Source organism: Streptomyces sp. NPDC048142 (assembly GCF_043202835.1).
In the GTDB taxonomy this organism is placed as follows: Bacteria; Actinomycetota; Actinomycetes; order Streptomycetales; family Streptomycetaceae; genus Streptomyces.
In genome coordinates, this window is sequence record NZ_JBIDBC010000001.1 from 1 (window position 1) to 25279 (window position 25279).

The window sequence follows — 25279 nt, forward strand, 5'->3', positions numbered from 1 at the left end:
TCAGCCACGTGATCATTCTGACCGCCCGGAGCTGCCGACCGCAGCAACCGGGCGACACGTCACGAGAGGGCGAACCCTGGCTGACGCGGCACTAGGTGGTCGGCTCCGGAAGTCCTTCGGGGGTTGACTTGAGCACTGGTCGTGCGGTGTTTGTGGGAGTGATCGCGCCCTGTGATGTGGACGTCACGTCAGGCGGCGCGCAATGCCTGCAGCAGTTGCGTCAGCGCGGCTTTGGTGTGGTCCAGGTCCTCGGGGTCGGAGGAGGATGCGAGCCACAGGGCGGCCTCGTTCATTGCCCCTGACAGCAGGTGGACCAGTGGTGCGACCGGTTGCGGGGTGATGATCCTTGCGTCGATGAGGGAGGACAACGCGTCGGCGAGGTGGCGGGCCGAGGCGGCTTCGTCCATCGCCCGCCATTGGCTCCATCCCAGTACGGCAGGCCCGTCGACCAGCATGACGCGTTGGATGTCCGGATCGGTGGTCGCGGTGAGGAACTCCTGGCAGCCGGCGGTCAGCTGGGCCCAGGGATCGTCGTAGGCGTCCGCGGCCGCGGCCACGCGTCGGCCCACCTCCTGCTGCATCTCCTCCAAGACGGCGCGGAAGAGGTCTGCCTTGCCGGTGAAGTGGTGGTAGAGCGCGCCCTTGGTCACTCCGGCTGCCTGGACGATTTCCGCCAGGCCCACCGCGCCGTAGCCGCTGCGGGAGAACAGGCGTCTGCTCTCCCGCAGCAGCGCCTGCCTGGTCTGCTCCCACTGCTGTGCCCGGATGCCGTGCTGTCGCATCGCACTCCTCATTGACATACCGAAGGTATGCGAATAGTGTCTTTCGCATACTGATGGTATGCGAAAGGGGTTCAGGCATGAAGCTGACCGGCTTCTATCCCGTGATCGGCACAGCGAAGCTGCGAGAGTCTCAGGACTTCTACACCCGGCTGCTGGGATTCGAGACGACGTTCGAGGCCGACTGGTACGTCAGTCTGCGCCAGCCGGGAGATCCCGGGTACGAGCTCGCCCTCCTCGACCACAGCCACCCGACGGTTCCCAACGGCCACCGGGTCCCCGCACAGGGTCTGCTGCTCAACTTCGAGGTGGAGGACGTGGACGCGGAATGGGAACGGCTCGTCACCAGCGAAGGGCTGCACCCCATCCTTGAACTGCGCAGCGAGGACTTCGGACAAAGGCACTTCATCGTGGCCGATCCCAACGGTGTCCTGATCGACGTGATCACGCCCATCGCCCCCACCGCGGAGTACCGCGACCAGTACGTCACCAGCTGACCCCGAGGGGCGTGTTCGTCAACGACCTATCGGGCACGCCTTGGCCGCCGGGGACTCGAGGGCCGCGCCGGCGAGGGAAGACGGCGCTGTCCCTCCCGTTCACCGCCCCGAGAGATGGGCCGCTCTCCTTCCATGCCCGTGTGCCTCGCCATGTCCGTGGAGCTGACCGCTTCCGAGCGCCACCGACTCAAGAAGATGGCCTACGGCCATAAAACCCCGCACCAGGCACGCCAACGGGCGACGATCGTGCTCCTGGCGGCACGAGGTCGCGGCAACGCCCGGATCGCCGCCGAAACCCACCTGTACGTGGACACCGTGCGCCGCTGGCGCGGCCGATTCGCGGCCGGCAGGGTGCCTGCCCTGGCCGACCGCAAGCGACCGGGACGACGGCCGGCATTCACCGCGCTGCAGATCGCCGAAATCAAGGCGATGGCCTGCCAGTTGCCCACCGAAACCGAAACCCCGCTCTCCCGCCGGTCATGCCCCGAGCTCGTACGCGAGGCCGTCACTCGGGCCATCACCAGGACGATCTCCGCCTCCACGGTGCGCCGCTGGCTCAAGGACGACGCACTCAAGCCCTGGCAGCACCGCTCCTGGACCTTCATCCGCGACCCGAACTTCCGCGCCGCCGCTCAAGGGATCCTGGACCTCTACGCCCGCACCTTCGACAGCGTCCCGCTCGGCGAAGACGAGTACGTCATCTCCGCGGACGAGAAGACCTCCATCCAAGCCCGCTGCCGCTGCCACCCCACCCTGGCCCCCGGGGCAGGCCCGCGCGATGCGCGTCAACCACACCTACGGGCGTGGCGGAGCCCTGGCCTACCTGGCCGCCTACGGCATCCACCGGGCCGAAGTCTTCGGCCGTTGTGAACAGACCACCGGCACCGTGCCGTTCATGAAACTGGTCGAGCAGGTGATGACCGGCGAGCCCTGCGCCAGCGCGAAACGCGTGTCCTGGTTCGTAGACAACGGCTCCTCACGTCGCGGCCAGTCGGCCATAGACCGCCTGGCCAACAGGTTTCCGAACGCCGTCATGGTCCATACACCCGTCCATGCCTCCTGGCTGAACCAGACAGAGATCTTCTTCTCCATCGTGCAGCGCAAGGTCGTCTCACCCAACGACTTCACCGACCTCAACCAGGTCAGGGACCGTCTCCGAAGATTCGAAGACCGCTACAACGCCACGGCACAGCCGTTCCAGTGGAAGTTCGCCACCTCCGACCTGGACGATCTGCTGGCCAGACTCGACCGGCACGCATTCACCGACCTGCCGGAAGAATCCTCCACGGCACTCGCGGTGTCGGGACGCACCGAAGATTTCAGTAGCCGACGGAGCGGGCGCGCTCGCCCGAACCTCCGGCCCGCCGATCAGCCCTGACGGCAACGTAGGTTTCCCTTGCTGAAATCTTCCGTGCGCTGCTGAAATCTTCGGTGCGTCCCGACACGCAGCATGATCAACCCCCGAAGGACTTCCGGAGCCGACCACTAAGGGCTTGCCGGGAATTAACCTGCTGTCGAACACCCCGCCTGAGCTGCGGTGTCAAGACTGGAAACACACAACTTATTCTTCGGCACACCCTAAGGCCGTTAGAGGCGAGGAAGAACATTCAGCCCGGCGGATCTGTCCCAGGAGCACCAGACTCTCACTGTGCCAGTGATGCGAGGGCCACGACTGAGGTCTGCGTTCACCGCCCGTATCTGGTCGGCCGGCTTCACGTCGGCGGCCCGCCGGGCGGCCCGGTCCGCGGCTGTCCGGCACCAGTAGTGGTCAGGCCGCCTCGCGAGCGGCCGAGTCCATGATTGTCCGGCTCGACGCCGATCCCGCCGGGGCGGCTCCTTCTGAAGGATCCCCTTCCGCGCCGCGGCAGCGTGCGGGTGAGTCCGACTGACGGCGGAGTCTACGTTGAGGTCCCAGGTGATGAGCTCCTCGCCGTCGGCCTGCGCCTGCAGATCTGCGAAGACCTGCGGCCAGGTGCCGTCCTACTGCCAGCGGCGGCATTCGGGTGAACTCGTGGGTTCGGGATCTCGCCGTCGAAGGCCGGGCGCGAGGGGGGTGCGAGGCTGGCCGCTATGTTCAGCCGTCGTACGTTCTTCAACGTCTCAGGGGTGACACTGGCCGGTACGGCAGCGGCGCCCCCCCGGCCCGCTGCCGCTGTGAACCGTTCCGCACGGACAGGGCCCGGACCCGACCACGCACGCTCCGAGGCTGCCCTCAGCATGGCCCGCCGCGTGCTGCTCACGGACGACAAGCACACCGACCTGACCCTGCGGTACCTGAGACTCCTGACCGGAAGTGCCCGTCTGCCCGGAAAGGGCAGGAGGCGGGTGATCGTCGTGGGAGCCGGCGTCGCCGGACTGACCTGTGCCCGCCTGCTGACGGCAGCCGGTCACGATGTGCGAGTGCTGGAGGCCAACGGCAACCGGATCGGCGGACGGGTCAAGACCTTCCGGGGGAAGGTCTGGCAGGATCCGCGGTTGCGGGCCGAGGCGGGGGCCATGCGCATCCCCTCCACTCACGTCCTCACCCTCGCACTCGCGGATTCGCTCGGCGTGGCACGCAGGCCCTTCCACCAGGTGGACGTACCTCCTTCCCCGGACATCAGCCCGGGCGCCAGCCGTGTCTCCTACCGCTCCTGGACCGGGGAACTGTTCAGCACCGGCAACAAGAAGCCCTATCAGGTCGGTCCGGGCCTGGGTAGCCGACTCCTGCACGTCAACGGCCAGACCGTGACCAAGGCGGAGTACCTGCGCGATCCACGTCCGGTCAACAAGAGCTTCGGATGGGACAGTGCGACGCCGGCGTCGCAAGCGTGGGCCCAGGCGGTGGAGAAGACCCGCGCCTACACCCAGACGCGGAATGCGGACGGAACGTGGTCGGACATGCCCATCGTGGACCGGGTCGAAGGCATGGCCCGGCTCCTGGACGACCTCGACGACATGTCGCTGCACCAGTACCTCACCGACATCGCTGGATGGGGCACCGCCCAGATCCAGGCCGTGGGAACCCTGGAGAACCTCACCAGCCGACTCTCCTACGGGCTGCTGCACTCCGCCCTCGACGCCGTGGACATCAACCCTGCCGTGACGTACTTCGAGTTCACCGGCGGCACCGACACCCTCCCCCGTGCCCTGGCCCGCGGCCTGCGCATCGAAACGGGCCGGGTCCTGACCAGTGTCGCCTGGCACGAACGTGGGGTCACGGTCCACGCGGCGCCCGAGACCGGCCCGGAGGACGAAGCCCTCCACGGCGGCACTGGCGAACCGAGATATACCTACGATGCCGATGCCGTCGTCCTGGCCGTTCCCTTCGCCGCGCTACGGCACGTCACCTTTGACCCGATCCTGCCCTACGGCAAACGACGCGCCATCATCGAACTCCACCATGACACGGCCCACAAGGTCCTCATCGAGTTCACCCGCCGCTGGTGGGAATGGGACGAGGACACCTGGAAGGCAGAACTCGGCAGCGCCTACCGGCCCGCTCCGCACGGCCCGGCCGTCCCGGCCGTCGGCGGAGGCTGCGTCTCCGACGAAGCCAGCCGGTTCGTCTACTTCCCCTCCCACCCCTCAGACGACGACTCCCCCGGCGGGGTCGTCCTGGCCGCGTACAACTGGGCCGGCGACGCACTGCGCTTCGACGCCCTGACCCCCCATGACCGGCACACCGAAGCCCTCGACCACCTCACGGCCCTCTACGGCGAACGCATCCGCAGATACGCCACCGACCGCTGCGTCTCCCAGTCCTGGCTGCGGAACCGCTGGGCCTTGGGCGAGGCCGTCATCGAAACACCGGGACAACTCCTCAGCCTCGGACCGCACGTGTCCACACCCGTCGGCGGCACCCTCTACTTCGCCGGCGACCACTGCCAGCCGCGCTACCACGCCTGGATCGCGGGAGCCATCGCCTCGGGAACCGAAGCAGCACTCCAGGTCGCCCATGCTCAATGACACCGGCCAGAGGGGCGGTACCCCCCAGCCGCCGCATCAGCCGCACTGCACACCCGACAGCCCCACCGCCACGCCCTCAGCCACCCCGGCAACGCCGCTTCCCACATCCCCGGCACCACCGTCGCCCACCATCGCCCCCACACCGACCCCCTCGCTCTCACCCACCCCCACTCCCAAGCCCTTTCCCACACCCACCACGGCGACACCGCCCCCAGCAGCGACGACCGCGCCCGGCACGCCGCCTTCCCTGCCCGATCCCGAAGGCTCGACCGCGATCGTCCAGCCCTCGCTTCCAGCACCACAGGCACCACAGGACCCGGTAGCACCTTCCGCTGTACTCGCCGTGGCACTGCCACAACCCGCGACCATCCAGCGCGTGGAAACCGAACCTTCCACGACGGAGGTGCTGCGCGTAGACCCTCCCCTTCCCACGCAGAGCAGCGACGCGACAGCATCGCCCGTACCGACAACGGTGGCCCTGGCGCAGGTACAGACATCGGGGGAAGCGACCCCGATCGCAAGGATCGGCCCACCCGAGGATGAACCCACATCCGACCTCCTGGCCATCCTGGTCGTGCTTCTTCTGATCGTGATCATCATTCCCGCCGCCGCTGCGGCGGCATCGTCCACGGGAAGCGGGAAGAAACGTTGACCCTGGCCCTGATGGCAGTCCCCGTCCTGACGGTTCTTTACAGCATCGGGCTCCTCGTCGCGATCGGCCGGCGCCCCGACGACGACTCCATACCGCACGCCGCGCTGACCGCGATCCCGAACGTCCTGTCCGCGGTCTTCATTCTGCTGTCGAGCTTCGAAGTCGTCACCGGCTGGGCGAACCGCACCGCGGCACACCCCATCAAGCCCCCGCCGATCGTGTTCGTAGTGGATGTCGTCGCGGCCGGGGCGCTGCTTGCCTACCCCGCGCTTGCCGGGCTCCCCAACACTCGTCGGCACAGGGTCCTGCTTGGCCTGTTCGCCCTGCCCGTCGGCGCGATCCTGAGCCTCGCCTGGCACCTCCAGCACTGAAGTTCCCCGCCGAGTAGCCGAGGGGACTCTCACTCCTCGGCCCTCACAGGTCCGTACGTGGCGATCTCTCGTCATACGGCTCTTGTCGTTCCGGTCACCAGACACGGGGGTGTGGTGGTCCAGACCCGGTGGGCGAAGAACCGGGGTCGTCGTACGACGGCCTGGTTCCACGCGGTCCGGGCCTTCTTCCTGCTCCGCAGCGTATGGCTCACACTGCCGTGACCTGCACACCTACAAGATCACTCAGACTTGAAGCCGCCCTGCTATGGAGCGATGTGTGACGACCAATCGCTTCTCGCTCTGACGACGGCCCGGATGGGCCAGGAGGACCGCGACGCCCTCTTTGCCCGCCTGCGTGGGGGCATCTCGCTCAGGAGGCGGGGGGAGCTTCTTCCGGGTGCACGTCGGGCCAGGTGAACGCGATCGAGCCCCAGGAGAAGCCGCCGCCGAAGGCGGTGGCCAGGGCCGGGGAGGACGGGGGTGCTGCGGTGCGCTTGGTCGCGTCCGCGAGGGCCAGGGGGATGGAGGCGACGGCTGTGTTCCCCACGTCTCGGATGTACTTGACCATGAGGGAGGCTGGCAGTTCGAGCCGTTCCGCCACGGCGTCCACGATGCGCTCATTGGCCTGGTGGGCGACCACCGCGTGTAGTTCCTCCGGTTTCCAGCGGGCCCGGCGTAACACCTCGAGCGAGGACTCTGTCATCCGGCGTACGGCCTGGAGGTAGACGTGACGGCCGTTCATCGCCAGGTGGCGGGCAGCTCGGGGTGTGTCGTGGGGTGCGACGGGACAGCGCGATCCTCCCGCCTCGATGAGTACATGAGGCAGCCCGGCTCCGTCGCTGCCCAGATGCGTGGCGATGACGGCGCCCGGCTCGTCCGCTCTCCCTGCCGTCAGCAGGATGGCGCCGGCGCCGTCGCCGAAGATGACGGCGGTGCCCCGGTCCAGTGGGTCCACGATCGTGGAGTAGGTGTCTGCGCCGATGACCAGGATGTCCCCGGCACCCGCACGGATCATCGCCGACGCGTAGGACACGGCGTAGACGAATCCCGCGCAGACAGCGTTCAGGTCGAAGGCGGCCGCGCCGTCGAGGCCGAGGCGGGTCGCCACGGCGGGTGCGGTGGAGGGCAGCCGGTGGTCCGGGGTGGAGGTGGCGACGATGACGGTGCCCGGCCGCACCATGCCGGCCGAACGCAGGGCGGCCGCACCTGCGGCGACGGCCAGGTCGCCGGTCGAAGTGCCGGGGGCCACTCGGCGCCGCGCCGCGATGCCGGTGCGGGAGCGGATCCATGCGTCGCCGGTGTCCAGAGTGCGGGAGAGTTCGGTGTTGTCGACAGATCGTGGTGGCAGGCAGGTGCCGATGCCTCGGATGACGGCGACCCGCTCATCCCGCTGTGAAGTCACGTGGCCCCTCCGCTCATCGTGCGGGCGGCCTGGGTCGCCCCTCCTGGTGCGGCCTGTGTGACCAGGACGGCGTCCAGCCGTGCGGAGTTCTGCCTGAGCGGCAGGACGCGCTGGTAGGCAGGGTCCTGATAACAGGCGTGGAAGGCTTCGGTGCTGGGGAATTCGAGGATGGCCACGGCCCCGTCCCAGCTCCCCTCGATCACTGCGTCGGGCAGGCCCACCGCCAGGTGGCGGGCACCGTGGGCCTTCAGGACGGTGTCCAGGGTGGTGAAGTACTCCATCCAGTTCTCGGTGGGCTTCAGTTCGTGGGCGTGGACGACGAGATAGACAGTCACCGGTTGCCTCCGTGTGCCCCGGTCACGGCCGGGGACGGTTGTAGGGGGGGACAGGACGCGGCGACCCGCGTCGGGCGGGGCCGGTCATCGGGGGGATGCGCGGAACGACCCTGGGGTCAGCGCGTCTTCACGGCGTCCGGACCGGGCGCCGAGGAGTCGGAGTAGCCGCGGACGTAGCGCGAGCGGACCCGGGCGGACACGGCGGGCAGGTGGCGTTCCAGGGACCAGGCCACCCGGTCTCGGAAGGAGGCAACGACGACCGCACGGTCGCGGTCGACGGCCCGCAGCACCCGGCGGGCCAAGGAGTCCGCGGTGACGATTCCCAGACCGCGACGGCTGATCTGTTCCTTCGCGTGGCCATTCATCCACGTGGCCGGCAGTGCGTCGTTCACCCGCTCCAGCATCGGAGTTTCCACCAGACTGGGGCAGACGGCGGTGGCTCGCACGCCGTGCCGCGCGCCCTCGGCGCGCAGCACCATCGTCAGGGAGGTGACACCGGCCTTGGCGACGGTGTAGGGCCCCATGAGCGGAGCATGGATGATGCCTGCCAGGGAGGAGATGTTGATGATGTGGCCTCGGCCCTGGGCTGCGATCAGCGGGTAGGCGGCCAGCACTCCATGGACCGCGCCGCACAGGTTGGTCTCGATCGAGCGCTGCCAGTGCGCCAGACCCAGTTCGGCGACCGATCCCGCGACGGCGACGCCTGCGTTGTTCACCAGGAGGTCCAGCGAGCCGTGTTCGCGCTGGACGCGGGTGCACACGTCGTGGAACGCTTCTGGGTCCCGTACGTCCAGGACGGCGTGGGAGGCCCGGGGGGAGACGCCGCGCAGTTCCTTGACGGCCGTGAGCAGACGCTGTTCGTTGCGGCCTGCGATCACTATGGTGACGCCGTCGCGGGCCAGGAGCCGACGTGCCAGGGCGAGGCCGATGCCGGAGCCGCCCCCGGTGACCAAGGCAACGGTGGCAGGGTGACCGTCGGTGAAACGGGACATGACGGGTAGTCCTCTCGTTCAGACCGGTCGGTACAGGACGCAGGACTCCGATGGGCCGGAGCCAGCCGAAAGGAAGAGCAGGGGCCTGTCCGAGTGGACCCGTCCGGCCGTGAGAGCTTGGCTGTAGGCGAGCATCGGCGCAGCTGTGTGCGGGAGTCCGGGCATGGGGTCGGGCTCGCGTACCTGATGCGGAGAGATACCGAGACGGCGGGCGACCTTGTGTGCGACACCGCGGACGGGGGCGTTGAGGAACAGTGTGAGCCGGGCCAGGTCGAGTTGGTGTTCCTCAGCGACGGCGAGGGCCAGAGCTGTGGAGCGCGCGGCCGTACGGTCGGCGGCATCGACGTCTAGGAGGATGCGGGTGGTGGATTCGTGGATGTTGCCGTACGACTCCAGCGGTGAGGCTTCCTTCGGTTCGTAGCGAGTGTGTACCGGCCCGAATCCGATGCCTGGTTCGGCGGCGACGAGGAGGAAGGCTCCGGCCGCGGGGGTGAACGGGGTGGGTGGGCCGTCGACCGGGAAGCCGTCGGCTGCCACGATCAGAGCTGTTCGCGCGCTGCCCGTGAGGAAGAAGGACCGTACGGTCGCCACGGCTTCCAGCACTGAGCAGGAGCCGTTGAGGAGGTCGAAGGAGAGGGTAGGGGAGGCGGGGGGCTCGTCAGGGTCGTGTACCAGGCCGAGCGCGAGTCCGTGCTGGACGAGTGCGGCGGTGGCGGGTTCGATCAGGTTGTCGTCGCGGTAGATGCCTGCGAAGACGAGAAGGTCCACTTTCCGGTCCGGTTCCGGCTGCCGGTGCAGTACCTGTCGGGCCACGCGGACGGCTTGGGAAACGACTCCGTCACCGGGTCCGTAGCGGAAGGCGGTTGCCGTGATCAGTGTCATCAAACCACCGCCCGGGGCGAGAGTGTCACGGTGGCGATGCCGCTGACGACGCCGGATGCCTTGGAGACGAGCAGGAAGCGCTCGGGCCGTTCGGGGCGCCGGGTGGTGAAGTGATCGTGCAGGGCCACGAACAGCGAGGTGCTGGCTGTGTTGCCGTACCTGCCGACCACGCTGACGGCCGGTGGCATGGGCCCGAGGGCTCGCTGCCCGCTGCGCCGGATGCGCTGGACGAAGTGGGTACTGACCTGGTGGGGAATCAGGTAGTCGCACTGGCTCGGTGTCGGGTCGGTGAACGACTCCGGACGCGCGGCGTGCAGGGCGGTCCACTGTCGGACGGCTCGGGTGTCGTGGAGCCGGGCGGTGTCGGTGAGCATGACGAGGCCGGGACGCACGGGCGAGGGCATCGCCTTGCAGTGGTGTGCGAACTCCGCGCTGGTCATCATCTCGATGCCATGGATACGGTCCGGGGACGTATCCCTTGCGGCGTCCACGATGACGCAGGCGGCGGCATCTCCTGTCGTGAGGGAAGCGAGCTGTGGGTGGCGTGGCCCGTCCACGTCGCGCAGGGCTCGGCGGGCCAGGGTGCTGCATGGCTCCCCGCTGACCACCATGCCATTGCGGATCCGCCCCGACCGGATCATCCGGTCCAGGACCAGGATCCCGGTGAGCATGCCGGCGCAGGCGTTGATCAGGTCGAACTGGACGGACGGACGGGCGCCGAGCGCGCGTGCCGTCTCAGCCGCCAAAGAAGGCTCCCACGCGAGTCGGCCGGGCTCCCGCAGCCGGATGACCGGCGTGCACACGACTGCGTCCAGGTCGCCGACGGAGTAGCGGGAGCGCTCCAGGCATCGGCGTGCGGCCTCGGCCGCCATGGTGACGCTGTCCTCGTGCACGCCGCACACGCGCCGCTCGGAAACGCCTGAGAACCGGCCGAGCCCCAAGGAGAGCCGATGAGTCATCTCGTCGTCCAGCTCTGCGCTGGTCACCCGCTTCTCAGGCAGGTACACGCCGACGGATTCGATGCGGGAGTGGCGCACTGCCTCCTGCGCGGGTCACCGGCCGGGCTCCCCGATGTTTCCCTCGGTCCCGAAGCACGGCCGACCATCGTGGGGCCGTCGGGCTCTCCCTCGGGGCGGAGCGGGTCATTCATGACCGCGCCCCGACCTGTCGGGGCCCACCGCACGCAACACGAGGGCGACGTTGTGCCCGCCGAACCCGGAGGCGTTGCTCAGCGCCATCGCACCCGGCACTCCGTCGAGGGGCCGTGGGGCGTCATGTACCAGATCGAGACCCAGGTCTTCGGGCTCGTCCAGGTTGACGATGGGCGGCACCAGACGCCGGCTGAGCGAGAGTGCGGCGAGCGCGGTCTGGGCCACCCCGGCCGCGCCCAGCATGTGCCCCAGTCCCGACTTGACGGCGCAGACCGGAATCCGGCCTGCGAACGGCCCGAACACCTGACGCAGGGCCGCGGCCTCGGCCGCGTCACCGCGCCGGGTTCCGGTCGCATGGGCGCTGACCATGGCAACCGCCTCCGGGACCGTGCCGGCGTCGTCGAGGGCAGCACGGACGGCTGCCGCGATCCCCCGGCCGTCCGGCGCTGGCTGGACGAGGTCGTAGGCGTCGGAGGTACGGCCCACCCCGGCGACCTCGCAGTAGGGCACGGCACCACGGGCCCATGCGGTAGAGCGCCGCTCCAGCACGACCGCGGCGGCGCCCTCGGCGAGCAGGAAGCCGCGGCGGCGCCGGTCGAAGGGGCGTGACACTCCGGCGGGGTTTCCGTCGGAGTCCGGTGCCAGGGCGAGGGCCGCACCGAAGCCGGCCATGACCAGCGGGATCAGCGCCGCGTCGGTTCCGACGGCTAGTACCGCTCGTGCCTGACCGCACCGCAGCAAGGCCACACCGGCGGCCACGGCCTCCGCCCCGGCGGCGCACGCGCTCACCAGAGTGTGCACGCCGCCCCGAACTCCGAGATCGAGGCCGATCCGTACCGCCGCACTGTCGGCGATCATCGCCGGAATGGTGAACGGGGAAGCCTTCCGCGTGGTCTTCTCCCTCAGCTCGTCGTGCATCGCAAGAGTGCGTTCCACCGCGCCGAGGGCCGTTCCCACCACCACCGCGGTCTCGGCCGGGTCCAGCCGGTCACCGAAAGCCGGAATGGGACGTGGCAGCCCGGCGTCCGTCCACGCCTCACGCGCCGCCACCAGGGCCAACTGCCCCGAGCGATCGAGCCGCCGCAGACCGCGCCCGTCTAGTACGGACAGCGGCTCGACCGCCACGGGGGCGCCGATCCCCGCAGGCCGCGCGGTGCCCCGGGCGTCCGCCAGCCAGCGTCCCGCCGAGCAGCCCGCAGCCACCGCCTCCCAGGTCGAGGGCGTGTCACCCCCCAGGGGGGTGGTCATCCCCACACCGGTGATCACCACCGCGTCCCCGCGCCAGTCCACGGATTCACCCACCTCTCCTTCACCGCCATCGCCGACCGTCAACGGACGACTTCCACAAGGGTCACGAGATCCGTGACTGTACGGATCTGCTCCGCCTCCTCGTCAGGTACGACGCAGCCGTAGCGGTCCTCCACGACGGCCAGAAGCTCGACCATGCTGAGCGAGTCCAGCTCCAGGTCGTCCCGCAGATCCGCGTGCGGCAGGACACCTCCCACCGGGATCTCCGCGAGCCTCGCCACCTCGGCGGCGATGACAGCGAACACAGGGCTGGGGGCTGCCGTATTTCCCATCATCAGATGCCCTCCTTGGGTCTCTTGTGCGCTTCACCGCACGCAGTTCAGGACAACAGAGGCCCTTGGATCCTGTACAGGACGAATACGCCGGCTGATGTTGAAATCCCGACGGTGTTGAAATATTCCAAGTAGCCCGTATGGGTGACCCCCGGCATCGAACTCGTGTGCTTTTAGCGGGAATTCATGCAGCCCGCAGAGTCTCGGCTGTCTTGCATGCGCCAAAGACGCTCGAACGGGGAATGGTTGAAGCAGCGCATCTTCGCCCTCGGCGCGGGGAACCACCCTGGGTGGGATGAACGAGCAGGATCGGAAGGAGGGCGGGTGATGATCCATGGGCGGACAGAGCATCTTGGCGCGGTCCTTGCGGAGAATCACCCCAAGGGAATGAACACCAACATCAAGCTCCGTGCACTCCTCGACGAAACGCACTGGACGAGCCAGCGGTTGGCGAACGCAGTAAACGAGGCGGGAGCCCGCAGAGGTATCACCCTGCGCTACGATCGAACATCCGTTGCCCACTGGCTGACCGGGACCATGCCCCGGCCACCCGCGGCGGAACTCATCGCGGCGGTGCTCTCCCAATGCCTAGGCAGAACCCTGGAGGTCGCTGATGCCGGATTCCACCCAACCGCCCCGCCACCCCACAGCGACATGACCGATCTGTTTACACTCCTCGCACAAGCAGACAAGCGCCCGACCGCACATCCTGGATCGCTCGTTTTCCGCCCCCAGGGAATGTTCGAGCCGGCCGGCCCCTTAGTTCCGTCTCAGGACTCCAGGGCGTCGTGGAGGGTCGGCCGCAAGGAAGTGGCCTCTGCACGGCAACTCCTCGAACTCTTCTCCAAAGGCGACCTTACTTTCGGTGGTGGCCATGCCCGGCAGGCACTCCAGAGCTATCTCGCCTGGACGGTCGCCCCATGGCTGCGAAGCCCTACTGGCCCCACCGCACGGCGTGAGCTGCTGGTCGTGGCGGCCCAGCTCAGCTATCTCGGTGCTTTCACGAACATGGACTGCGCCCGGCCCGGCCAGGCGCGGCACTACTACCTGATTGCTCTGCGCCTGGCCTACGAGGCGAACGATCCCGTGATGTCCGCCATGGCACTCCGCGGGCTGAGCATTCTCACCCTGTCCTTGGGGAACCGGACCGAGTCCAGGAAGCTCGCGCAAAGCGCCCTCGAGATCGCGGGCAGCTGTGTCCCTCCGCACACCGGCGCATCCCTGCTCAGTCAGCTCGCCGTCACCTACGGCGCCTGCGGCGACTACAGAAGCGGCCGAGCGGCACTGGCCCGAGCCGAGCACCTGATGCACGGCGCCGACGATACGTCCCCTGCGGTCGGCGGCTTCCACCTTGCGGCACTCGCCTACCAGGGAGCACAGTTGTTCCGGGCTGCAAAGGACCACCCCAACACGCTGGCCTCTCTGGATGATGCTCTGAGCCAGCGCCCGGCGGGCGAACAGCGCGCCAGGGCCCTGACCCTGGCGCAGATAGCCACCACACGGTTGGACGGTCAGCAGTTCGACCAGGCCTACGCGACCTGGCACCTGTTCCTCGACGCGATCCCGCCCGTAAACAGCGCGCGGATCACCGCCGCGCTGCACCAGGCCATCGCCCAGTCCCGCGCCTTCCACCGTCACCCCGCCTCCGCGTCGCTCCTCCGCCGCGCCGCACTCGCCCTCAGTCAACGGGCGCGGCCCACAGATCAATGAGCGACTCTGTTGGGGATCTTGGGATTCGCCGGTGGATCATGCTGCTTGACCGGAATGATCGGCGTGGAGATCAAGGGGTGCCCGACGACGAGCCGCCCGGGGTCGGCGGCCTCCGTCTGCATGTCCGTCATCGGATAGCGGGCTGGTCCACGATCACCAGGACAGTGCCGAACTTGGCCTTGAGCTTGTCGAAGACGGTTCCGTAGCCTCGGTTCGCTGTTGGGCGTCGGCTTGTCGAAGACCTTCATCCCGGCCGGGGTGATCCCGTGACCGTGGTGGGCCGTCTTGCCGACGTCCATCCCGAGGAAGACACCCACGCCTTCGATGTCGAACATTGCATGCTACCCCGCTCGTTGACCTTGCCGGCCATGGCGGTAGCGCCGTGCTCGCGCATCCACGTCATGCAGACCTGCCGCCCGCGAACCGCTGGCATTGCGCCGGACCGGACGGTGGCCGGGTCTCTCATCAGGGTCTCCGACGGCACCCCCGTTATGTTTTCGCGGTCCTGCAAGGGGACCGCTGGCCCCCGGGCCCGAAATGACTGTGTCCCCTCACTCTGCACGCTCATCCGTACGCGGCTACGTGCGTTCACGGATCTGGCAAGATTTTCGTAGGCGGAGGTGAGCGATCAGGACCACGCGGTGGCGGAGGAGACGGACGCCGGCTCGTCCGGCCATGATGCGTTTCTGCAGTTCGACGTCCGTGATGCGGCCTTCGTTGACTCCGGAGTTGTACGAGGTCGTGATGCCCTGAGCGACTGCATGGCGATCTTCGTGGAAGGCCCTGGCCAGGCCGACGAGTGGTGCCAGTCCGCTCCAGCACCACCTGATCTGCGACGGACGCGGCACCCCGCTCAAGGTCATCGCCACTGCCGCGAACGTCAACGACGTCACCCAGACGCTCGCCCTGGTCGACGGGGTCCCACCCGTCGCAGGGCGCCCGGGCCGGCCCCGCCGCCGGCCCGACGCCCTGCTCGGCGACAAGGGCTACGACTCCAACCCGAACCGCGACGCGCTACGCAAGCGACGGATCCTGCCAGTCATCTCGCGCAAGGGCTTCCCGAACATTAAAGATGGTCAAGCTCCGCCACGTCGTCGAGCAGACCTTCGCGCTCCTCCACCACTTCAAGCGTCTCGCCGTCCGCTGGGAACGACGCACCGAACTTCACGACACCTTCGTCTCCCCCGCTGTGTGGAGCGGAGGAGAGGGCCTTGAACGTTATGCCGAACGGTGGCTTCGCCGGTCCCTTCGAGGGATTGAGGCCCTGGTCCCGGGCCCCGGAAGGCTGCTTGCATAGGGATATCCCAGGGACTTTCGCGTCTGTCCCAGGGCCGATCCAGGGACTTCCCGCCGTGCAGGCAGGGAAGGCCCCGACCAGTGCTGAAAGATAGAAAAGCGCTGGTCCGGGCCCTAGCACTCGATGATGTTCACCGCGAGCCCGCCCCGCGCCGTCTCCTTGTACTTCACGCTCATGTCGGCCCCGGTCTCCTTCATGGTCTTGATGACCTTGTCGAGGGAGACCTTGTGGCTGCCGTCGCCCCGCAGCGCCATCCGCGCCGCGGTGACCGCCTTCACCGCCGCCATGCCGTTGCGCTCGATGCAGGGGATCTGGACGAGGCCGCCGACCGGGTCGCAGGTCAGGCCCAGGTTGTGCTCCATGCCGATCTCGGCGGCGTTCTCCACCTGCTCGGGGGAACCGCCGAGTACCTCGGCCAGGGCTCCGGCCGCCATCGAGCAGGCGGAGCCCACCTCGCCCTGGCAACCGACCTCGGCGCCGGAGATCGAGGCGTTCTCCTTGAACAGCATGCCGATCGCTCCGGCCGCGAGGAGGAAGCGGACGACGCTGTCCTCCTTCTCGGTCTCGGTGCAGCCGCCGGCCGCGAAGTTCATGTAGTAGTGCAGAACGGCGGGGATGATGCCCGCCGCGCCGTTGGTGGGGGCGGTGACGACGCGGCCGCCCGCCGCGTTCTCCTCGTTGACCGCCATCGCGTAGAGGGTGATCCACTCCATCGCGTGCGCCTGCGGGTCGCCCTCGGCGCGCAGCTGGCGGGCCGAGTTCGCGGCGCGGCGGCGGACCTTGAGGCCGCCGGGGAGGATGCCCTCGCGCGACATGCCGCGTGAGACGCAGGCCTGCATGACGCGCCAGATGTCCAGCAGCCCGGAGCGGATCTCCGCCTCGGTGCGCCAGGCCAGCTCGTTCTCCAGCATCATCGAGGAGATGGACAGGCCGGTCTCCCGGGAGAGCCGCAGCAGTTCGTCGCCGGTCCGGAAGGGGTGCCGCAGGACGGTGTCGTCCGGGACGATCGGGTTCTCCCCGGCCACCGCGTCCTCGTCGACGACGAAGCCGCCGCCGACCGAGTAGTACGTCTTCTCCAGGACCGGGGCGCCCTCGGTGTCGTACGCGAGGATCGTCATGCCGTTGGCGTGGTACGGGAGCGCCTTGCGGCGGTGCAGGACCAGGTCCTGGTCGAAGTCGAACGGGATCTCGTGCATCCCGAGCAGGTTGATCCGGCCGCTGGCGCGGATCTCCTCGACCCGGCCGTCGGCGGACTCCACGTCCACGGTCTGGGGCGACTCGCCCTCCAGGCCGAGCAGGACCGCCTTGGGCGTGCCGTGCCCGTGGCCGGTCGCGCCGAGGGAGCCGTACAGCTCGGCCCGTATCGAGGCGGTGTGCGCGAGCAGGCCCTCGTTCTTCAGGCGGCGCGCGAACATCCGGGCGGCGCGCATCGGGCCCACCGTGTGGGAGCTGGACGGGCCGATGCCGACCGAGAAGAGGTCGAAGACCGAGATGGCCACGGGAGTACTCCTTGGGGGTTGGAAGACGCCGTTGTCTGCCTGGGTGGTGCGGGAAACGGGCCAGGTGGTGCGGGAACGGACCGGGTGGTGCGGAACGGGCCGGGTGGTGCGGAACGGGCCGGGGGTGGGGCCCGCGGAACGAGCAGGGCGAAGGGCGGAGCGGGGGACACACGGGTCGGGGCACCGCGCCCACACTGTTCAGTGTGCGCGGTGCCCCGCCCGAACGTGCAGAACCGCAGGCCAGGTGCTACTTCAGGCCGGAGTACAGCGGGAACTTCTCGGCCAGCGCGACCACGCGGGCCTTGAGGTCGTCCGCGTCGTAGGACGGCTTGAGGGCGGCGGCGATGATCTCCGCGACCTCGGTGAAGTCCTCGGTGCCGAAGCCGCGGGTGGCCAGCGCCGGGGTGCCGATCCGCAGGCCCGAGGTGACCATCGGGGGACGCGGGTCGTTCGGGATGGCGTTCCGGTTGACCGTGATGCCCAGCTCGTGGAGCCGGTCCTCGGCCTGCTGGCCGTCCAGCTCGGAGTTGCGCAGGTCGACCAGGACCAGGTGCACGTCGGTGCCGCCGGAGAGGACGGAGACGCCCACCTCGGTGACGTCCGGCTGGACCAGGCGCTCGGCCAGGATCCGCGCGCCGTCCAGGGTGCGCTGCTGGCGCTCCTTGAACTCCTCGCCCGCCGCGATCTTGAACGAGACCGCCTTGGCCGCGATCACGTGCTCCAGCGGGCCGCCCTGCTGACCCGGGAAGACCGCCGAGTTGATCTTCTTGGCGAGCTCCTGGGTGGAGAGGATCACGCCGCCGCGCGGACCGCCGAGGGTCTTGTGCGTGGTGGTGGTCACGACATGGGCGTGCGGCACCGGGTTGGGGTGCAGGCCCGCCGCGACCAGGCCCGCGAAGTGCGCCATGTCGACCATCAGATACGCGCCGACCTCGTCCGCGATACGGCGGAAGGCGGCGAAGTCCAGCTGGCGCGGGTAGGCGGACCAGCCGGCCACGATCAGCTTCGGCTGGGACTCCTTGGCGAGGCGCTCGACCTCCTCCATGTCCACGACGCCGCTCTCGTCGACGTGGTACGGGACCACGTTGTAGAGCTTGCCGGAGAAGTTGATCTTCATGCCGTGGGTCAGGTGACCGCCGTGGGCCAGGTTCAGACCCATGATCGTGTCGCCCGGCTTCAGCAGCGCGAACATCGCGGCGGCGTTCGCCTGGGCACCGGAGTGCGGCTGCACGTTCGCGGCCTCGGCGCCGAACAGGGCCTTGATCCGGTCGATCGCGATCTGCTCGACGACGTCGACGTGCTCACAGCCGCCGTAGTAGCGGCGGCCCGGGTAGCCCTCGGCGTACTTGTTGGTGAGGACGGAGCCCTGGGCCTCCATGACGGCGACCGGAGCGAAGTTCTCCGAGGCGATCATTTCGAGGGTGGACTGCTGACGGTGGAGCTCGGCGTCGACGGCGGCGGCGACGTCCGGGTCCAGCTCGTGGAGGGAGGAGTTCAGAAGCGACATCAGGGGGTCCCTTAAGGTCTCAGTTGCCGGAGAACGCGGTGTATTCGTCGGCGGAGAGCAGATCGGCCGGCTCCTCCGCGACGCGCACCTTGAACAGCCAGCCGCCCTCGAAGGGAGCGGAGTTCACCAGCGAGGGGTCGTCCACGACGTCCTGGTTGGCCGCCGTCACCTCACCGGTCACCGGCGAGTACAGATCGCTGACGGACTTGGTCGACTCCAGTTCGCCGCAGGTCTCGCCCGCGGTCACCGTGTCGCCGACCTCCGGGAGCTGGGCGAAGACGACGTCACCGAGCGCGTTGGCCGCGTACTCCGTGATGCCGATGGTGGCGACGCCGTCCTCGAGGGCCGACAGCCACTCGTGCTCCTTGCTGTACCGCAGCTGCTGGGGGTTGCTCATGACCTGAATTCTCCTGTACGCGGGGGAGTGCTGATGAACGGTGGTCTTACGGGGTGAGACGGAGGTACGTCACTTCCGTGACGCCTGCGTGTGAGTGAGAAGGCCGGTTTCTACCGGGATATCACTTCTGGCGCTTGTAGAACGGCAGCGCGACGACCTCGTACGGCTCGTGCGTGCCGCGGATGTCCACGCCCACGCCCTCGGTGCCCGGCGCGGCGAAGGCCGCGTCCACGTAGGCCATGGCGATCGGCTTGCCCAGGGTCGGGGAGGGGGCGCCGGAGGTGACCTCGCCGATCACCTTGCCGTCGGCGACCACGGGGAAGCCCGCGCGCGGGACCCGGCGGCCCTCGGCGACCAGGCCGACCAGCTTGCGCGGCGGGGCGGTCCCGGCGCGCTCGGCGGCGGCGATCAGCGCCTCGCGGCCGACGAAGTCGCCCTCCTTCTCGAACTTCACGACCCGGCCCAGACCCGCGTCGAACGGGGTGAGCGCCGTCGTCAGCTCGTGCCCGTACAGCGGCATGCCCGCCTCCAGGCGCAGCGTGTCCCGGCAGGACAGGCCGCACGGGATCAGTCCGTGCGCCGAGCCCGCCTCGGTCAGGGCACGCCACAGCTGCTCGGCGTGCTCGGGTGCGACGAACAGCTCGAAGCCGTCCTCACCGGTGTAGCCGGTACGGGCGATGAGCGCCGGGACCCCGGCGACCGTGCCGGGCAGGCCCGCGTAGTACTTCAGCCCGTCCAGGTCGGCGTCGGTGACGGCCTTCATGATGGCGGGCGACTCGGGACCCTGGACCGCGAGCAGCGCGTACGCGTCCCGGTCGTCGCGCACCTCGGCGTCGAAGCCCCCGACGCGGGCGGTCAGCGCGTCCAGCACGATCTGCGCGTTGCCCGCGTTGGCGACGACCATGTACTCCGAATCGCCGAGCCGGTAGACGATCAGGTCGTCCACGATCCCGCCGTCCTCCTGGACGATCATCGTGTAGCGGGCGCGGCCGTTGCCGACGGTGGCGATGTTGCCGACCAGCGCGTAGCTCAGGAAGGCGGCGGCCCCGGGGCCGGTGACGGTGATCTCGCCCATGTGCGACAGGTCGAAGAGCCCGGCCCGGGTGCGTACGGCGTTGTGCTCGTCGCGCTCACTGGCGTACCGCAGGGGCATGTCCCAGCCGGCGAAGTCGGTCATGGTGGCGCCGAGCGAGCGGTGCAGAGCATCGAGGGCGGTGAGACGGGGGGCAGTGCTCATGGATACAGCTCCAGGGCATGACGACGTCAGGACGAATCCTCCCCATCTGTCATCGGAACCTGAGAGGTTCGCCGATAGCCCCTGACGGGGTATGCCCTGGGAGGGCGCCCCTGTTCAGGGGGCTCGGCTTGCACCTTGGGTGGAGCCGCGGGGCGGCTCGCTTTTCAGATCTGCCTCATCCACGCGGTACGGGGCCTGAGAGATTCAAGGGAGGATCTTGCTCCTTCGGCGCCCGGCTCACACTGTGGCCGGAACTCTCCCGCGCGGATTCGAACGGCCGGTATGCAGTTGGCGGGGTCATCATCGCACGCATTGGGGGAGAGTGGGGGGTCAGGTCCCCACGCGGATGAAGACGGCCGGGACCCGCGAGCCCGGCCCGATCCGCCGGGCAGGCCCCGGGCCGGTTGTGCCGCATTACCTTTTCTTTACACTTCAGAGCCAGGCGTGGGTGACCCGACAGCAGGGGGATGGGCGATGACGTTGCAGCGGTCGGTACCGACCGCGGGGGTGGCGCACGGCGCGATGCCCGCACAGCCCGGCGCACCCGTACGGGAGCTGCTCACGGAGGGCGCGCCGGTGGTACGCGACCTGCGCGGGCGCACTCTCTGCGGCCCGTACGACCTCGATTTCACCGCCGGTGACGTCGTGGTGGTCTCCGGACTCCCCGGCAGCGGGAAGTCGACCCTCATCCGGCGGGCCGCGCGGGGCCGCGCCATCGACTCCCAGAACACCCGCGACAGCTGGGCCGCGGCCCTGCCCGGCTTACTTCCCTACGCCCTCTACCGCCCGCTGGTCCGCGCCGCGCACTACCTGGGCCTCTGGAACGCCCTGCGCTCCGGCGAATCCGTCGTCGTGCACGACTGCGGCACCCAGACCTGGGTACGCCGCTGGCTCGCCCGGCACGCCGTGAGCCGGGGCCGCACCCTCCATCTGATCCTGCTCGACGTGACGCCCGAGGTGGCCCGGCGGGGGCAGCGCGAGCGTGGACGCGGGGTCTCCGGTTACGCCTTCGCCCGCCACCGGCACGCGGTGGCCCGGCTGCTCCGTGACACCGAACAGGGGCTGCTGCCCGCCGGCTGCTCCTCCGCGGTGCTGCTGGACCGGGTGGCCGCGGGGGCGCTCGGCCGGATCTCCTTCACGGACGCCTGAGCCCCGGCCGTCCACTCCGGCTAAGGTGCTGGCCGGAGCACGACGGCCGCCGCGCGCGGCCGAGGCGGTGAAGAGAGGGCACAGAGCCAGTGGACATTCCGGCACCCGCACCGGCGCACCCCCGGCAGGGGTGGCCCGCGAACGAGCTCGAAGAGGTGCTGACGGCCTCGCTCGGCGTCCCGGACGCGGGCGGCCGCCTCGTCGAGGTGCTCGGCCGCAGCTCCGTCTGGGTGCCGCTGCCCGGCGGCGGCAGCCCCGCGAGCGCGGACCTCGACCTGCCGATGATGGAGATCGAGGGCGCGGCCTTCGTCCCCGTCTTCAGCTCCGAGGCCCAGTTCCTCAGCTGCGTCGGCAGCCACATGTCCTTCGCCGTCGCGCCCGCCCGCGACTTCGCCCGGGGCCTGCCCCCGCAGGTCGGCATCGCCGTGAACCCCGGCGGCGCGGTCGGCGTACCGCTTCCCCCGCCGGCCGTCGCCGAGCTCTGCCGGACCGGCCGCAGCGCCCTGGACGGGCCCGCCACCGGCGGCCGGGTCCGGCTGTTCGAGCCGGACTGGCAGCACGACCCGGTCGACTTCCTCACCGCCGTGTCCGAGGAGTTCGAGGCCGCCGGTGTGGTGAGCACCGCCCGCCGGGCGCTGGCCAGCATCGAGGGCGGGGACCCGGTCCTCTTCGTCGGCGTCGAGTTCGCCACCTGGGACGGCGCGGGGCAGAGCGCCCCCATGGACGCCATCGGCCGCGCGCTCGGCCGGGTCCAGGTGCCCTGGCCGGTCAACCTGGTCCTGCTGGATGTGGCCCAGGACCTCGTCGGCGACTGGATGCGGGAGAAAGTACGCCCGTTCTACCGGCGCGAGGGCCACTGATCCACCGGCACGAGGTCCACCGGCCGGACCGGAGGGCAGCCGGGTCACTGCGCCGCCGGACCGTGCCGTCAAGTCGGTGTCAGAAGTGGCGCATAAGACCCACCGGCAATTGGGGGGTGGGAGAAGGAGCGGGGCTGGGTGCGTGCAGCTGCAAGGCGGAGGATTGAGGCAGATGGGGTCTCCCCTGGTCGAGCGGAGCCGAGAGCTTGGGGGAGTGCGTGCCCAGCCCCGTGACGCCACCCCCCAATTGCCGGTGGGTCTAAGCTGGTTTGATGGCGTGGTCGCTCCCGTGTGCCCGGGAGCGGCGGCGCGAACGCGACGGATCGACGAGGGGCGGGACCCAGGGTGAGTGCGTCAGGCACCGCGGCGGCCGGGAAGGTCGAGCACATGCTGCGCCAGGTGACCCCCGGGCGTTACGACACCTACGAGGCGCTGCTCGCCGCTATCGCCGAGGGCCGGATCTGGATGCTGCTCTGGCACGGCACGGCCGGTTCACCGGACGCCCAGTACGGGAACATGGAGGTGGACGGCCTGGGTTACGCCCCCTGCGTCACCTCCGCCCAGGAGCTCTCCGCCAGCGGCTGGAACCGAGCCCACGAGCTGGTCACCGGGCGCGACATCGCCCGCGCCCTCTTCCCGGACCGCTGGGGCATCTGGCTCAACCCGCACGCCCCCGGCGGAGGCGTCGGCGTCCCCTGGCTCGACCTGCGCCGCGTCGCCACCGGCCTGGACCGGCTGCCCGCCGGACCGCTCCGGCTCTCCGACCCCGCCATCGAACTCCCGCAGTTCTACGCCCTGCTCACCCAGAACGCCCACCGCACCCCCGCGATCCGCTCCCTGCGCCGCGCCTGGGTGCACCCCGCGGTCGGCGTCCCGTATCTCGCGATCGGCCTCGACCTCTACGACACCGGCCGCGCCTCCGTCGAATCGGTGCGCGAGATGATGCGGCAGTCGGTCGGGGCGGTCCCCGAGGGGCTGCCCGTCTCCACCGTCGCCATGTCCGACGAGTACGACCCGGTCGGCATGTGGCTGCGCGCGAACGCCCGCCCGTTCTACGACCGTGAGGCACACGTCCCCGCCGGTCCGCCGCCGCTCGCCGCCCCCGGCTACGGATACCCGCCCCAGCCCCGCTGAACTGCGCCGAGCGGTCGGGCGCGCCCGCCGCCTCCGGTCACCCTCCGTCGAACACCCCTTGATGTCCGGCTTGTTAACTTCCCCCGCGAGGATGTCCCGGATCTGGACGGTTTGTTAACTGTCCGGGTCTCGACTAGGTCTCACCGCTATCCGGACTGTTCTCAGCGGCAGGCACCGTCTGTAGTGTGCGGCCATCAACCTCACCACATGGCGAACCAGGGGTGGACCCATGCGCATATTCAAGTCCCGGGCTGTCCGGGCGATCACGACAGCGGTCGCTGTCGGTCTGATCGCCACGGGCTGTTCCAGCGAGCGGGACGAAGGCGGCTCCAAGGGGGGCGACAAGGACACCTTCGTCTTCGCCGGAGCCGGTGACCCCGGTTCCCTCGACCCGGCCCTCGCGAGCGACGGCGAGACGTTCCGCGTCACCCGTCAGGCCTTCGAGGCGCTCCTGGAGCACGAGCCCGGTGGAAGCGAGCTCGTCGGCGGCCTCGCCGAGAAGTGGGAGAGCGACCCGGCCGGCAAGGTCTGGACGTTCAACCTGCGCCAGGGTGTGAAGTTCCACGACGGCGAGGCGTTCAACGCCGCCGCCGTCTGCGCGAACTACGACTACTGGTTCAACTGGACGGGCACGTACCAGTCCAGCGCGGTCTCCTATTACTGGCAGAGCATCATGGGCGGGTTCGCGAAGAACGAGGACCCCGAGACGCCCAAGCCGAACTACAAGTCCTGCACCGCCAAGGACGACAACACGGCTGTCATCGAGGTCAACGAGCCCTCGGCGAACCTCCCGGGCGGCTTCTCCCTCCAGGCCCTGGCGATCCACTCGCCGAAGGCTCTCAAGGAGTACGCGAAGCAGAACGCGACCGCCAAGGGCGACGCGATCACGTACCCCAAGTACAGCCAGGAGGCCGGCACGGTCGCCGGCACCGGCCCGTACAAGATCGTGAAGTGGAACAAGGGCAACAAGGAGGTCTCCCTGGAGGCCTTCGACGGCTACTGGGGCGACAAGGCCAAGGTGAAGAACCTGGTCTTCCGCACCATCTCCACCGAGGAGACCCGCCGCCAGGCGCTCCAGGCGGGTGACATCGACGGCTACGACCTGGTCGCGCCGGCCGATGTGACGACGCTGGAGAAGGAGGGTTACGAGGTTCCGACCCGTGACGTCTTCAATATCTTCTACCTGGGCATGAGCCAGTCGGCGAACCCGGCGCTCAAGAAGCCCGAGGTCCGTCAGGCGATCACGCACGCCATCGACCGCGAGAACCTCGTCAACACCCAGCTGCCCGAGGGCGGCAAGGTCGGGACGCAGTTCATGCCCGACACGGTCGCCGGCTACTCGGACAAGGTGAAGACGTACCCGTTCGACACCGCCAAGTCGAAGGACCTCCTCAAGCAGGCCGGCGAGGAGAAGCTGAGCCTCGACTTCTGCTACCCGACCGAGGTCACCCGCCCGTACATGCCTGCCCCGCAGGACATGTTCGAGCTGATGAAGGCCGACCTGGAGAAGGCCGGCATCACCGTCAAGCCGAAGGCCATGAAGTGGGCCCCGGACTACCTGGACGCCACCGAGGCGGGCTCCTGCGCCCTGCACATGCTCGGCTGGACCGGTGACTTCAACGACGGCTACAACTTCATCGGCACCTGGTTCTCCGGGCCGGACAAGCAGTGGGGCTTCAAGGACGAGAAGGTCTTCGACGCCGTGAACGCCGCTTCCAAGGTCACCGACACCGCCGGTCGCACCGAGGCGTACAAGAAGGCCAACGAGGCCATCATGGAGTACGTCCCGGGCGTGCCGATCTCGTCGTCGCCGCCGGCCATCGCGTTCGCCAAGAACGTCAACCCGCCGAAGGTCTCCCCGCTGACGCAGGAGAACTTCGCCGAGGTCTCCTTCAAGTAA

23 protein-coding genes, 2 pseudogenes and 1 riboswitch are annotated in these 25279 nt (G+C 69.1%); of the genes and pseudogenes, 12 read left to right on the plus strand and 13 right to left on the minus strand.

The features are described from left to right. Positions 1 to 188 precede the first annotated feature (188 nt). Positions 189 to 782: a TetR/AcrR family transcriptional regulator gene (locus ACGF2Y_RS00005; RefSeq protein ID WP_392941506.1), complete on the minus strand. Its 594-nt coding sequence runs from the start codon at positions 780 to 782 to the stop codon at positions 189 to 191. 77 nt (positions 783 to 859) lie between these two features. On the opposite strand from ACGF2Y_RS00005, the gene ACGF2Y_RS00010 reads away from it, so the two are divergent. The 6 genes from ACGF2Y_RS00010 to ACGF2Y_RS00035 all read left to right on the plus strand — a co-directional run bounded on the left by ACGF2Y_RS00010 (position 860) and on the right by ACGF2Y_RS00035 (position 6247). Further along, complete coding sequence (locus tag ACGF2Y_RS00010; RefSeq protein WP_392941508.1) at positions 860 to 1276, plus strand: VOC family protein; 417 nt, start codon at positions 860 to 862, stop codon at positions 1274 to 1276. Between the two features lie 132 nt (positions 1277 to 1408). Beyond that, entirely contained in the window at positions 1409 to 2146 is a 738-nt protein-coding gene (locus ACGF2Y_RS00015) for a helix-turn-helix domain-containing protein (RefSeq protein WP_392941510.1), read from the plus strand. Beyond that, positions 2055 to 2654 carry a transposase gene (locus ACGF2Y_RS00020; protein WP_392941513.1) on the plus strand — a complete coding sequence of 200 codons (600 nt, stop codon included), beginning with the start codon at positions 2055 to 2057 and terminating at the stop codon, positions 2652 to 2654. Before ACGF2Y_RS00015 ends, ACGF2Y_RS00020 begins: the two co-directional genes overlap by 92 nt. 839 nt (positions 2655 to 3493) lie before the next feature. Beyond that, the gene (locus ACGF2Y_RS00025; RefSeq protein ID WP_392941516.1) at positions 3494 to 5224 is read left to right on the plus strand and encodes a flavin monoamine oxidase family protein; all 1731 of its coding nucleotides are present in this window, start codon (positions 3494 to 3496) and stop codon (positions 5222 to 5224) included. 376 nt (positions 5225 to 5600) lie between these two features. Continuing rightward, positions 5601 to 5876 (plus strand): hypothetical protein, encoded by a 276-nt coding sequence (locus ACGF2Y_RS00030; protein ID WP_392941518.1) that lies wholly within the window; start codon positions 5601 to 5603, stop codon positions 5874 to 5876. An 11-nt stretch (positions 5877 to 5887) separates the two neighbouring features. After that, a complete protein-coding gene (locus ACGF2Y_RS00035) occupies positions 5888 to 6247 on the plus strand; it encodes a hypothetical protein (protein ID WP_392941521.1) in 360 nt (119 codons plus the stop codon). 370 nt (positions 6248 to 6617) lie between these two features. Here the strand turns inward: ACGF2Y_RS00035 and ACGF2Y_RS00040 are convergent, their stop codons facing one another. The 7 genes from ACGF2Y_RS00040 to ACGF2Y_RS00070 all read right to left on the minus strand — a co-directional run bounded on the left by ACGF2Y_RS00040 (position 6618) and on the right by ACGF2Y_RS00070 (position 12592). Then, the gene (locus ACGF2Y_RS00040; RefSeq protein WP_103532738.1) at positions 6618 to 7649 is read right to left on the minus strand and encodes a beta-ketoacyl-ACP synthase III; all 1032 of its coding nucleotides are present in this window, start codon (positions 7647 to 7649) and stop codon (positions 6618 to 6620) included. Further along, positions 7646 to 7984, minus strand: a complete 339-nt coding sequence (locus ACGF2Y_RS00045) for a DUF1330 domain-containing protein (RefSeq protein WP_392941524.1) — start codon at positions 7982 to 7984, stop codon at positions 7646 to 7648. The genes ACGF2Y_RS00040 and ACGF2Y_RS00045 overlap by 4 nt, the downstream gene beginning before the upstream one ends. A 116-nt stretch (positions 7985 to 8100) precedes the next feature. Beyond that, entirely contained in the window at positions 8101 to 8976 is an 876-nt protein-coding gene (locus tag ACGF2Y_RS00050; RefSeq protein ID WP_392941526.1) for an SDR family NAD(P)-dependent oxidoreductase, read from the minus strand. A gap of 18 nt (positions 8977 to 8994) precedes the next feature. Beyond that, positions 8995 to 9789: a hypothetical protein gene (locus tag ACGF2Y_RS00055; RefSeq protein ID WP_392941528.1), complete on the minus strand. Its 795-nt coding sequence runs from the start codon at positions 9787 to 9789 to the stop codon at positions 8995 to 8997. A 68-nt stretch (positions 9790 to 9857) separates the two neighbouring features. Further along, positions 9858 to 10844 carry a 3-oxoacyl-ACP synthase III family protein gene (locus ACGF2Y_RS00060; protein ID WP_392941531.1) on the minus strand — a complete coding sequence of 329 codons (987 nt, stop codon included), beginning with the start codon at positions 10842 to 10844 and terminating at the stop codon, positions 9858 to 9860. Between the two features lie 156 nt (positions 10845 to 11000). Continuing rightward, a complete protein-coding gene (locus ACGF2Y_RS00065) occupies positions 11001 to 12311 on the minus strand; it encodes a beta-ketoacyl-[acyl-carrier-protein] synthase family protein (RefSeq protein WP_392941533.1) in 1311 nt (436 codons plus the stop codon). Between the two features lie 26 nt (positions 12312 to 12337). Further along, on the minus strand, positions 12338 to 12592 hold the full coding sequence (locus tag ACGF2Y_RS00070; RefSeq protein WP_392941536.1) for an acyl carrier protein: 255 nt from the start codon (positions 12590 to 12592) through the stop codon (positions 12338 to 12340). Between the two features lie 384 nt (positions 12593 to 12976). Between ACGF2Y_RS00070 and ACGF2Y_RS00075 the strand changes: the two genes are divergently transcribed. Beyond that, positions 12977 to 14299 carry a hypothetical protein gene (locus tag ACGF2Y_RS00075; RefSeq protein WP_392941539.1) on the plus strand — a complete coding sequence of 441 codons (1323 nt, stop codon included), beginning with the start codon at positions 12977 to 12979 and terminating at the stop codon, positions 14297 to 14299. Between the two features lie 136 nt (positions 14300 to 14435). On the opposite strand, the pseudogene ACGF2Y_RS00080 reads toward ACGF2Y_RS00075, so the two are convergent. Then, positions 14436 to 14634, minus strand: a pseudogene (locus ACGF2Y_RS00080) (transposase); the annotation flags it as partial. 526 nt (positions 14635 to 15160) lie between these two features. Between ACGF2Y_RS00080 and ACGF2Y_RS00085 the strand changes: the two are divergent. Continuing rightward, positions 15161 to 15352: pseudogene (locus tag ACGF2Y_RS00085) on the plus strand (transposase); the annotation flags it as partial. Positions 15353 to 15709: 357 nt separating this feature from the next. Here ACGF2Y_RS00085 and ACGF2Y_RS00090 read toward each other — a convergent pair. The 4 genes from ACGF2Y_RS00090 to gcvT all read right to left on the minus strand — a co-directional run bounded on the left by ACGF2Y_RS00090 (position 15710) and on the right by gcvT (position 20236). After that, the gene (locus tag ACGF2Y_RS00090; RefSeq protein WP_392941542.1) at positions 15710 to 17095 is read right to left on the minus strand and encodes an L-serine ammonia-lyase; all 1386 of its coding nucleotides are present in this window, start codon (positions 17093 to 17095) and stop codon (positions 15710 to 15712) included. A gap of 247 nt (positions 17096 to 17342) precedes the next feature. Continuing rightward, positions 17343 to 18602 carry a serine hydroxymethyltransferase gene (gene glyA / locus ACGF2Y_RS00095; protein WP_392941545.1) on the minus strand — a complete coding sequence of 420 codons (1260 nt, stop codon included), beginning with the start codon at positions 18600 to 18602 and terminating at the stop codon, positions 17343 to 17345. 19 nt (positions 18603 to 18621) lie between these two features. Beyond that, positions 18622 to 18999, minus strand: a complete 378-nt coding sequence (gene gcvH, locus ACGF2Y_RS00100) for a glycine cleavage system protein GcvH (protein ID WP_007457159.1) — start codon at positions 18997 to 18999, stop codon at positions 18622 to 18624. A 121-nt stretch (positions 19000 to 19120) separates the two neighbouring features. After that, complete coding sequence (gene gcvT, locus ACGF2Y_RS00105; protein WP_392941548.1) at positions 19121 to 20236, minus strand: glycine cleavage system aminomethyltransferase GcvT; 1116 nt, start codon at positions 20234 to 20236, stop codon at positions 19121 to 19123. Between the two features lie 174 nt (positions 20237 to 20410). Further along, positions 20411 to 20508: riboswitch (glycine riboswitch) on the minus strand. Between the two features lie 202 nt (positions 20509 to 20710). Here gcvT and ACGF2Y_RS00110 point away from each other — a divergent pair. The 4 genes from ACGF2Y_RS00110 (at position 20711) to ACGF2Y_RS00125 (ending at position 25279) form a co-directional block, all read left to right on the plus strand. Further along, positions 20711 to 21385, plus strand: a complete 675-nt coding sequence (locus ACGF2Y_RS00110; protein WP_392941550.1) for an AAA family ATPase — start codon at positions 20711 to 20713, stop codon at positions 21383 to 21385. Positions 21386 to 21474: 89 nt separating this feature from the next. Continuing rightward, positions 21475 to 22245: an enhanced serine sensitivity protein SseB gene (locus ACGF2Y_RS00115; RefSeq protein WP_392941553.1), complete on the plus strand. Its 771-nt coding sequence runs from the start codon at positions 21475 to 21477 to the stop codon at positions 22243 to 22245. A 345-nt stretch (positions 22246 to 22590) separates the two neighbouring features. Further along, on the plus strand, positions 22591 to 23379 hold the full coding sequence (locus ACGF2Y_RS00120) for an enhanced serine sensitivity protein SseB C-terminal domain-containing protein (protein WP_392941555.1): 789 nt from the start codon (positions 22591 to 22593) through the stop codon (positions 23377 to 23379). 229 nt (positions 23380 to 23608) lie between these two features. Further along, positions 23609 to 25279: an ABC transporter substrate-binding protein gene (locus ACGF2Y_RS00125; protein ID WP_392941558.1), complete on the plus strand. Its 1671-nt coding sequence runs from the start codon at positions 23609 to 23611 to the stop codon at positions 25277 to 25279.

What these genes read in the sequence shown, in the direction of transcription:
- ACGF2Y_RS00005 (WP_392941506.1), bottom strand. Translation starts at nt 782, where the DNA reads ATGCGACAGCACGGCATCCGGGCACAGCAGTGGGAGCAGACCAGGCAG.
- ACGF2Y_RS00010 (WP_392941508.1), top strand. Translation starts at nt 860, where the DNA reads ATGAAGCTGACCGGCTTCTATCCCGTGATCGGCACAGCGAAGCTGCGA.
- ACGF2Y_RS00015 (WP_392941510.1), top strand. Translation starts at nt 1,409, where the DNA reads ATGCCCGTGTGCCTCGCCATGTCCGTGGAGCTGACCGCTTCCGAGCGC.
- ACGF2Y_RS00020 (WP_392941513.1), top strand. Translation starts at nt 2,055, where the DNA reads ATGCGCGTCAACCACACCTACGGGCGTGGCGGAGCCCTGGCCTACCTG.
- ACGF2Y_RS00025 (WP_392941516.1), top strand. Translation starts at nt 3,494, where the DNA reads ATGGCCCGCCGCGTGCTGCTCACGGACGACAAGCACACCGACCTGACC.
- ACGF2Y_RS00035 (WP_392941521.1), top strand. Translation starts at nt 5,888, where the DNA reads ATGGCAGTCCCCGTCCTGACGGTTCTTTACAGCATCGGGCTCCTCGTC.
- ACGF2Y_RS00050 (WP_392941526.1), bottom strand. Translation starts at nt 8,976, where the DNA reads ATGTCCCGTTTCACCGACGGTCACCCTGCCACCGTTGCCTTGGTCACC.
- ACGF2Y_RS00070 (WP_392941536.1), bottom strand. Translation starts at nt 12,592, where the DNA reads ATGATGGGAAATACGGCAGCCCCCAGCCCTGTGTTCGCTGTCATCGCC.
- ACGF2Y_RS00075 (WP_392941539.1), top strand. Translation starts at nt 12,977, where the DNA reads ATGAACACCAACATCAAGCTCCGTGCACTCCTCGACGAAACGCACTGG.
- glyA (WP_392941545.1), bottom strand. Translation starts at nt 18,602, where the DNA reads ATGTCGCTTCTGAACTCCTCCCTCCACGAGCTGGACCCGGACGTCGCC.
- gcvH (WP_007457159.1), bottom strand. Translation starts at nt 18,999, where the DNA reads ATGAGCAACCCCCAGCAGCTGCGGTACAGCAAGGAGCACGAGTGGCTG.
- gcvT (WP_392941548.1), bottom strand. Translation starts at nt 20,236, where the DNA reads ATGAGCACTGCCCCCCGTCTCACCGCCCTCGATGCTCTGCACCGCTCG.
- ACGF2Y_RS00110 (WP_392941550.1), top strand. Translation starts at nt 20,711, where the DNA reads ATGACGTTGCAGCGGTCGGTACCGACCGCGGGGGTGGCGCACGGCGCG.
- ACGF2Y_RS00125 (WP_392941558.1), top strand. Translation starts at nt 23,609, where the DNA reads ATGCGCATATTCAAGTCCCGGGCTGTCCGGGCGATCACGACAGCGGTC.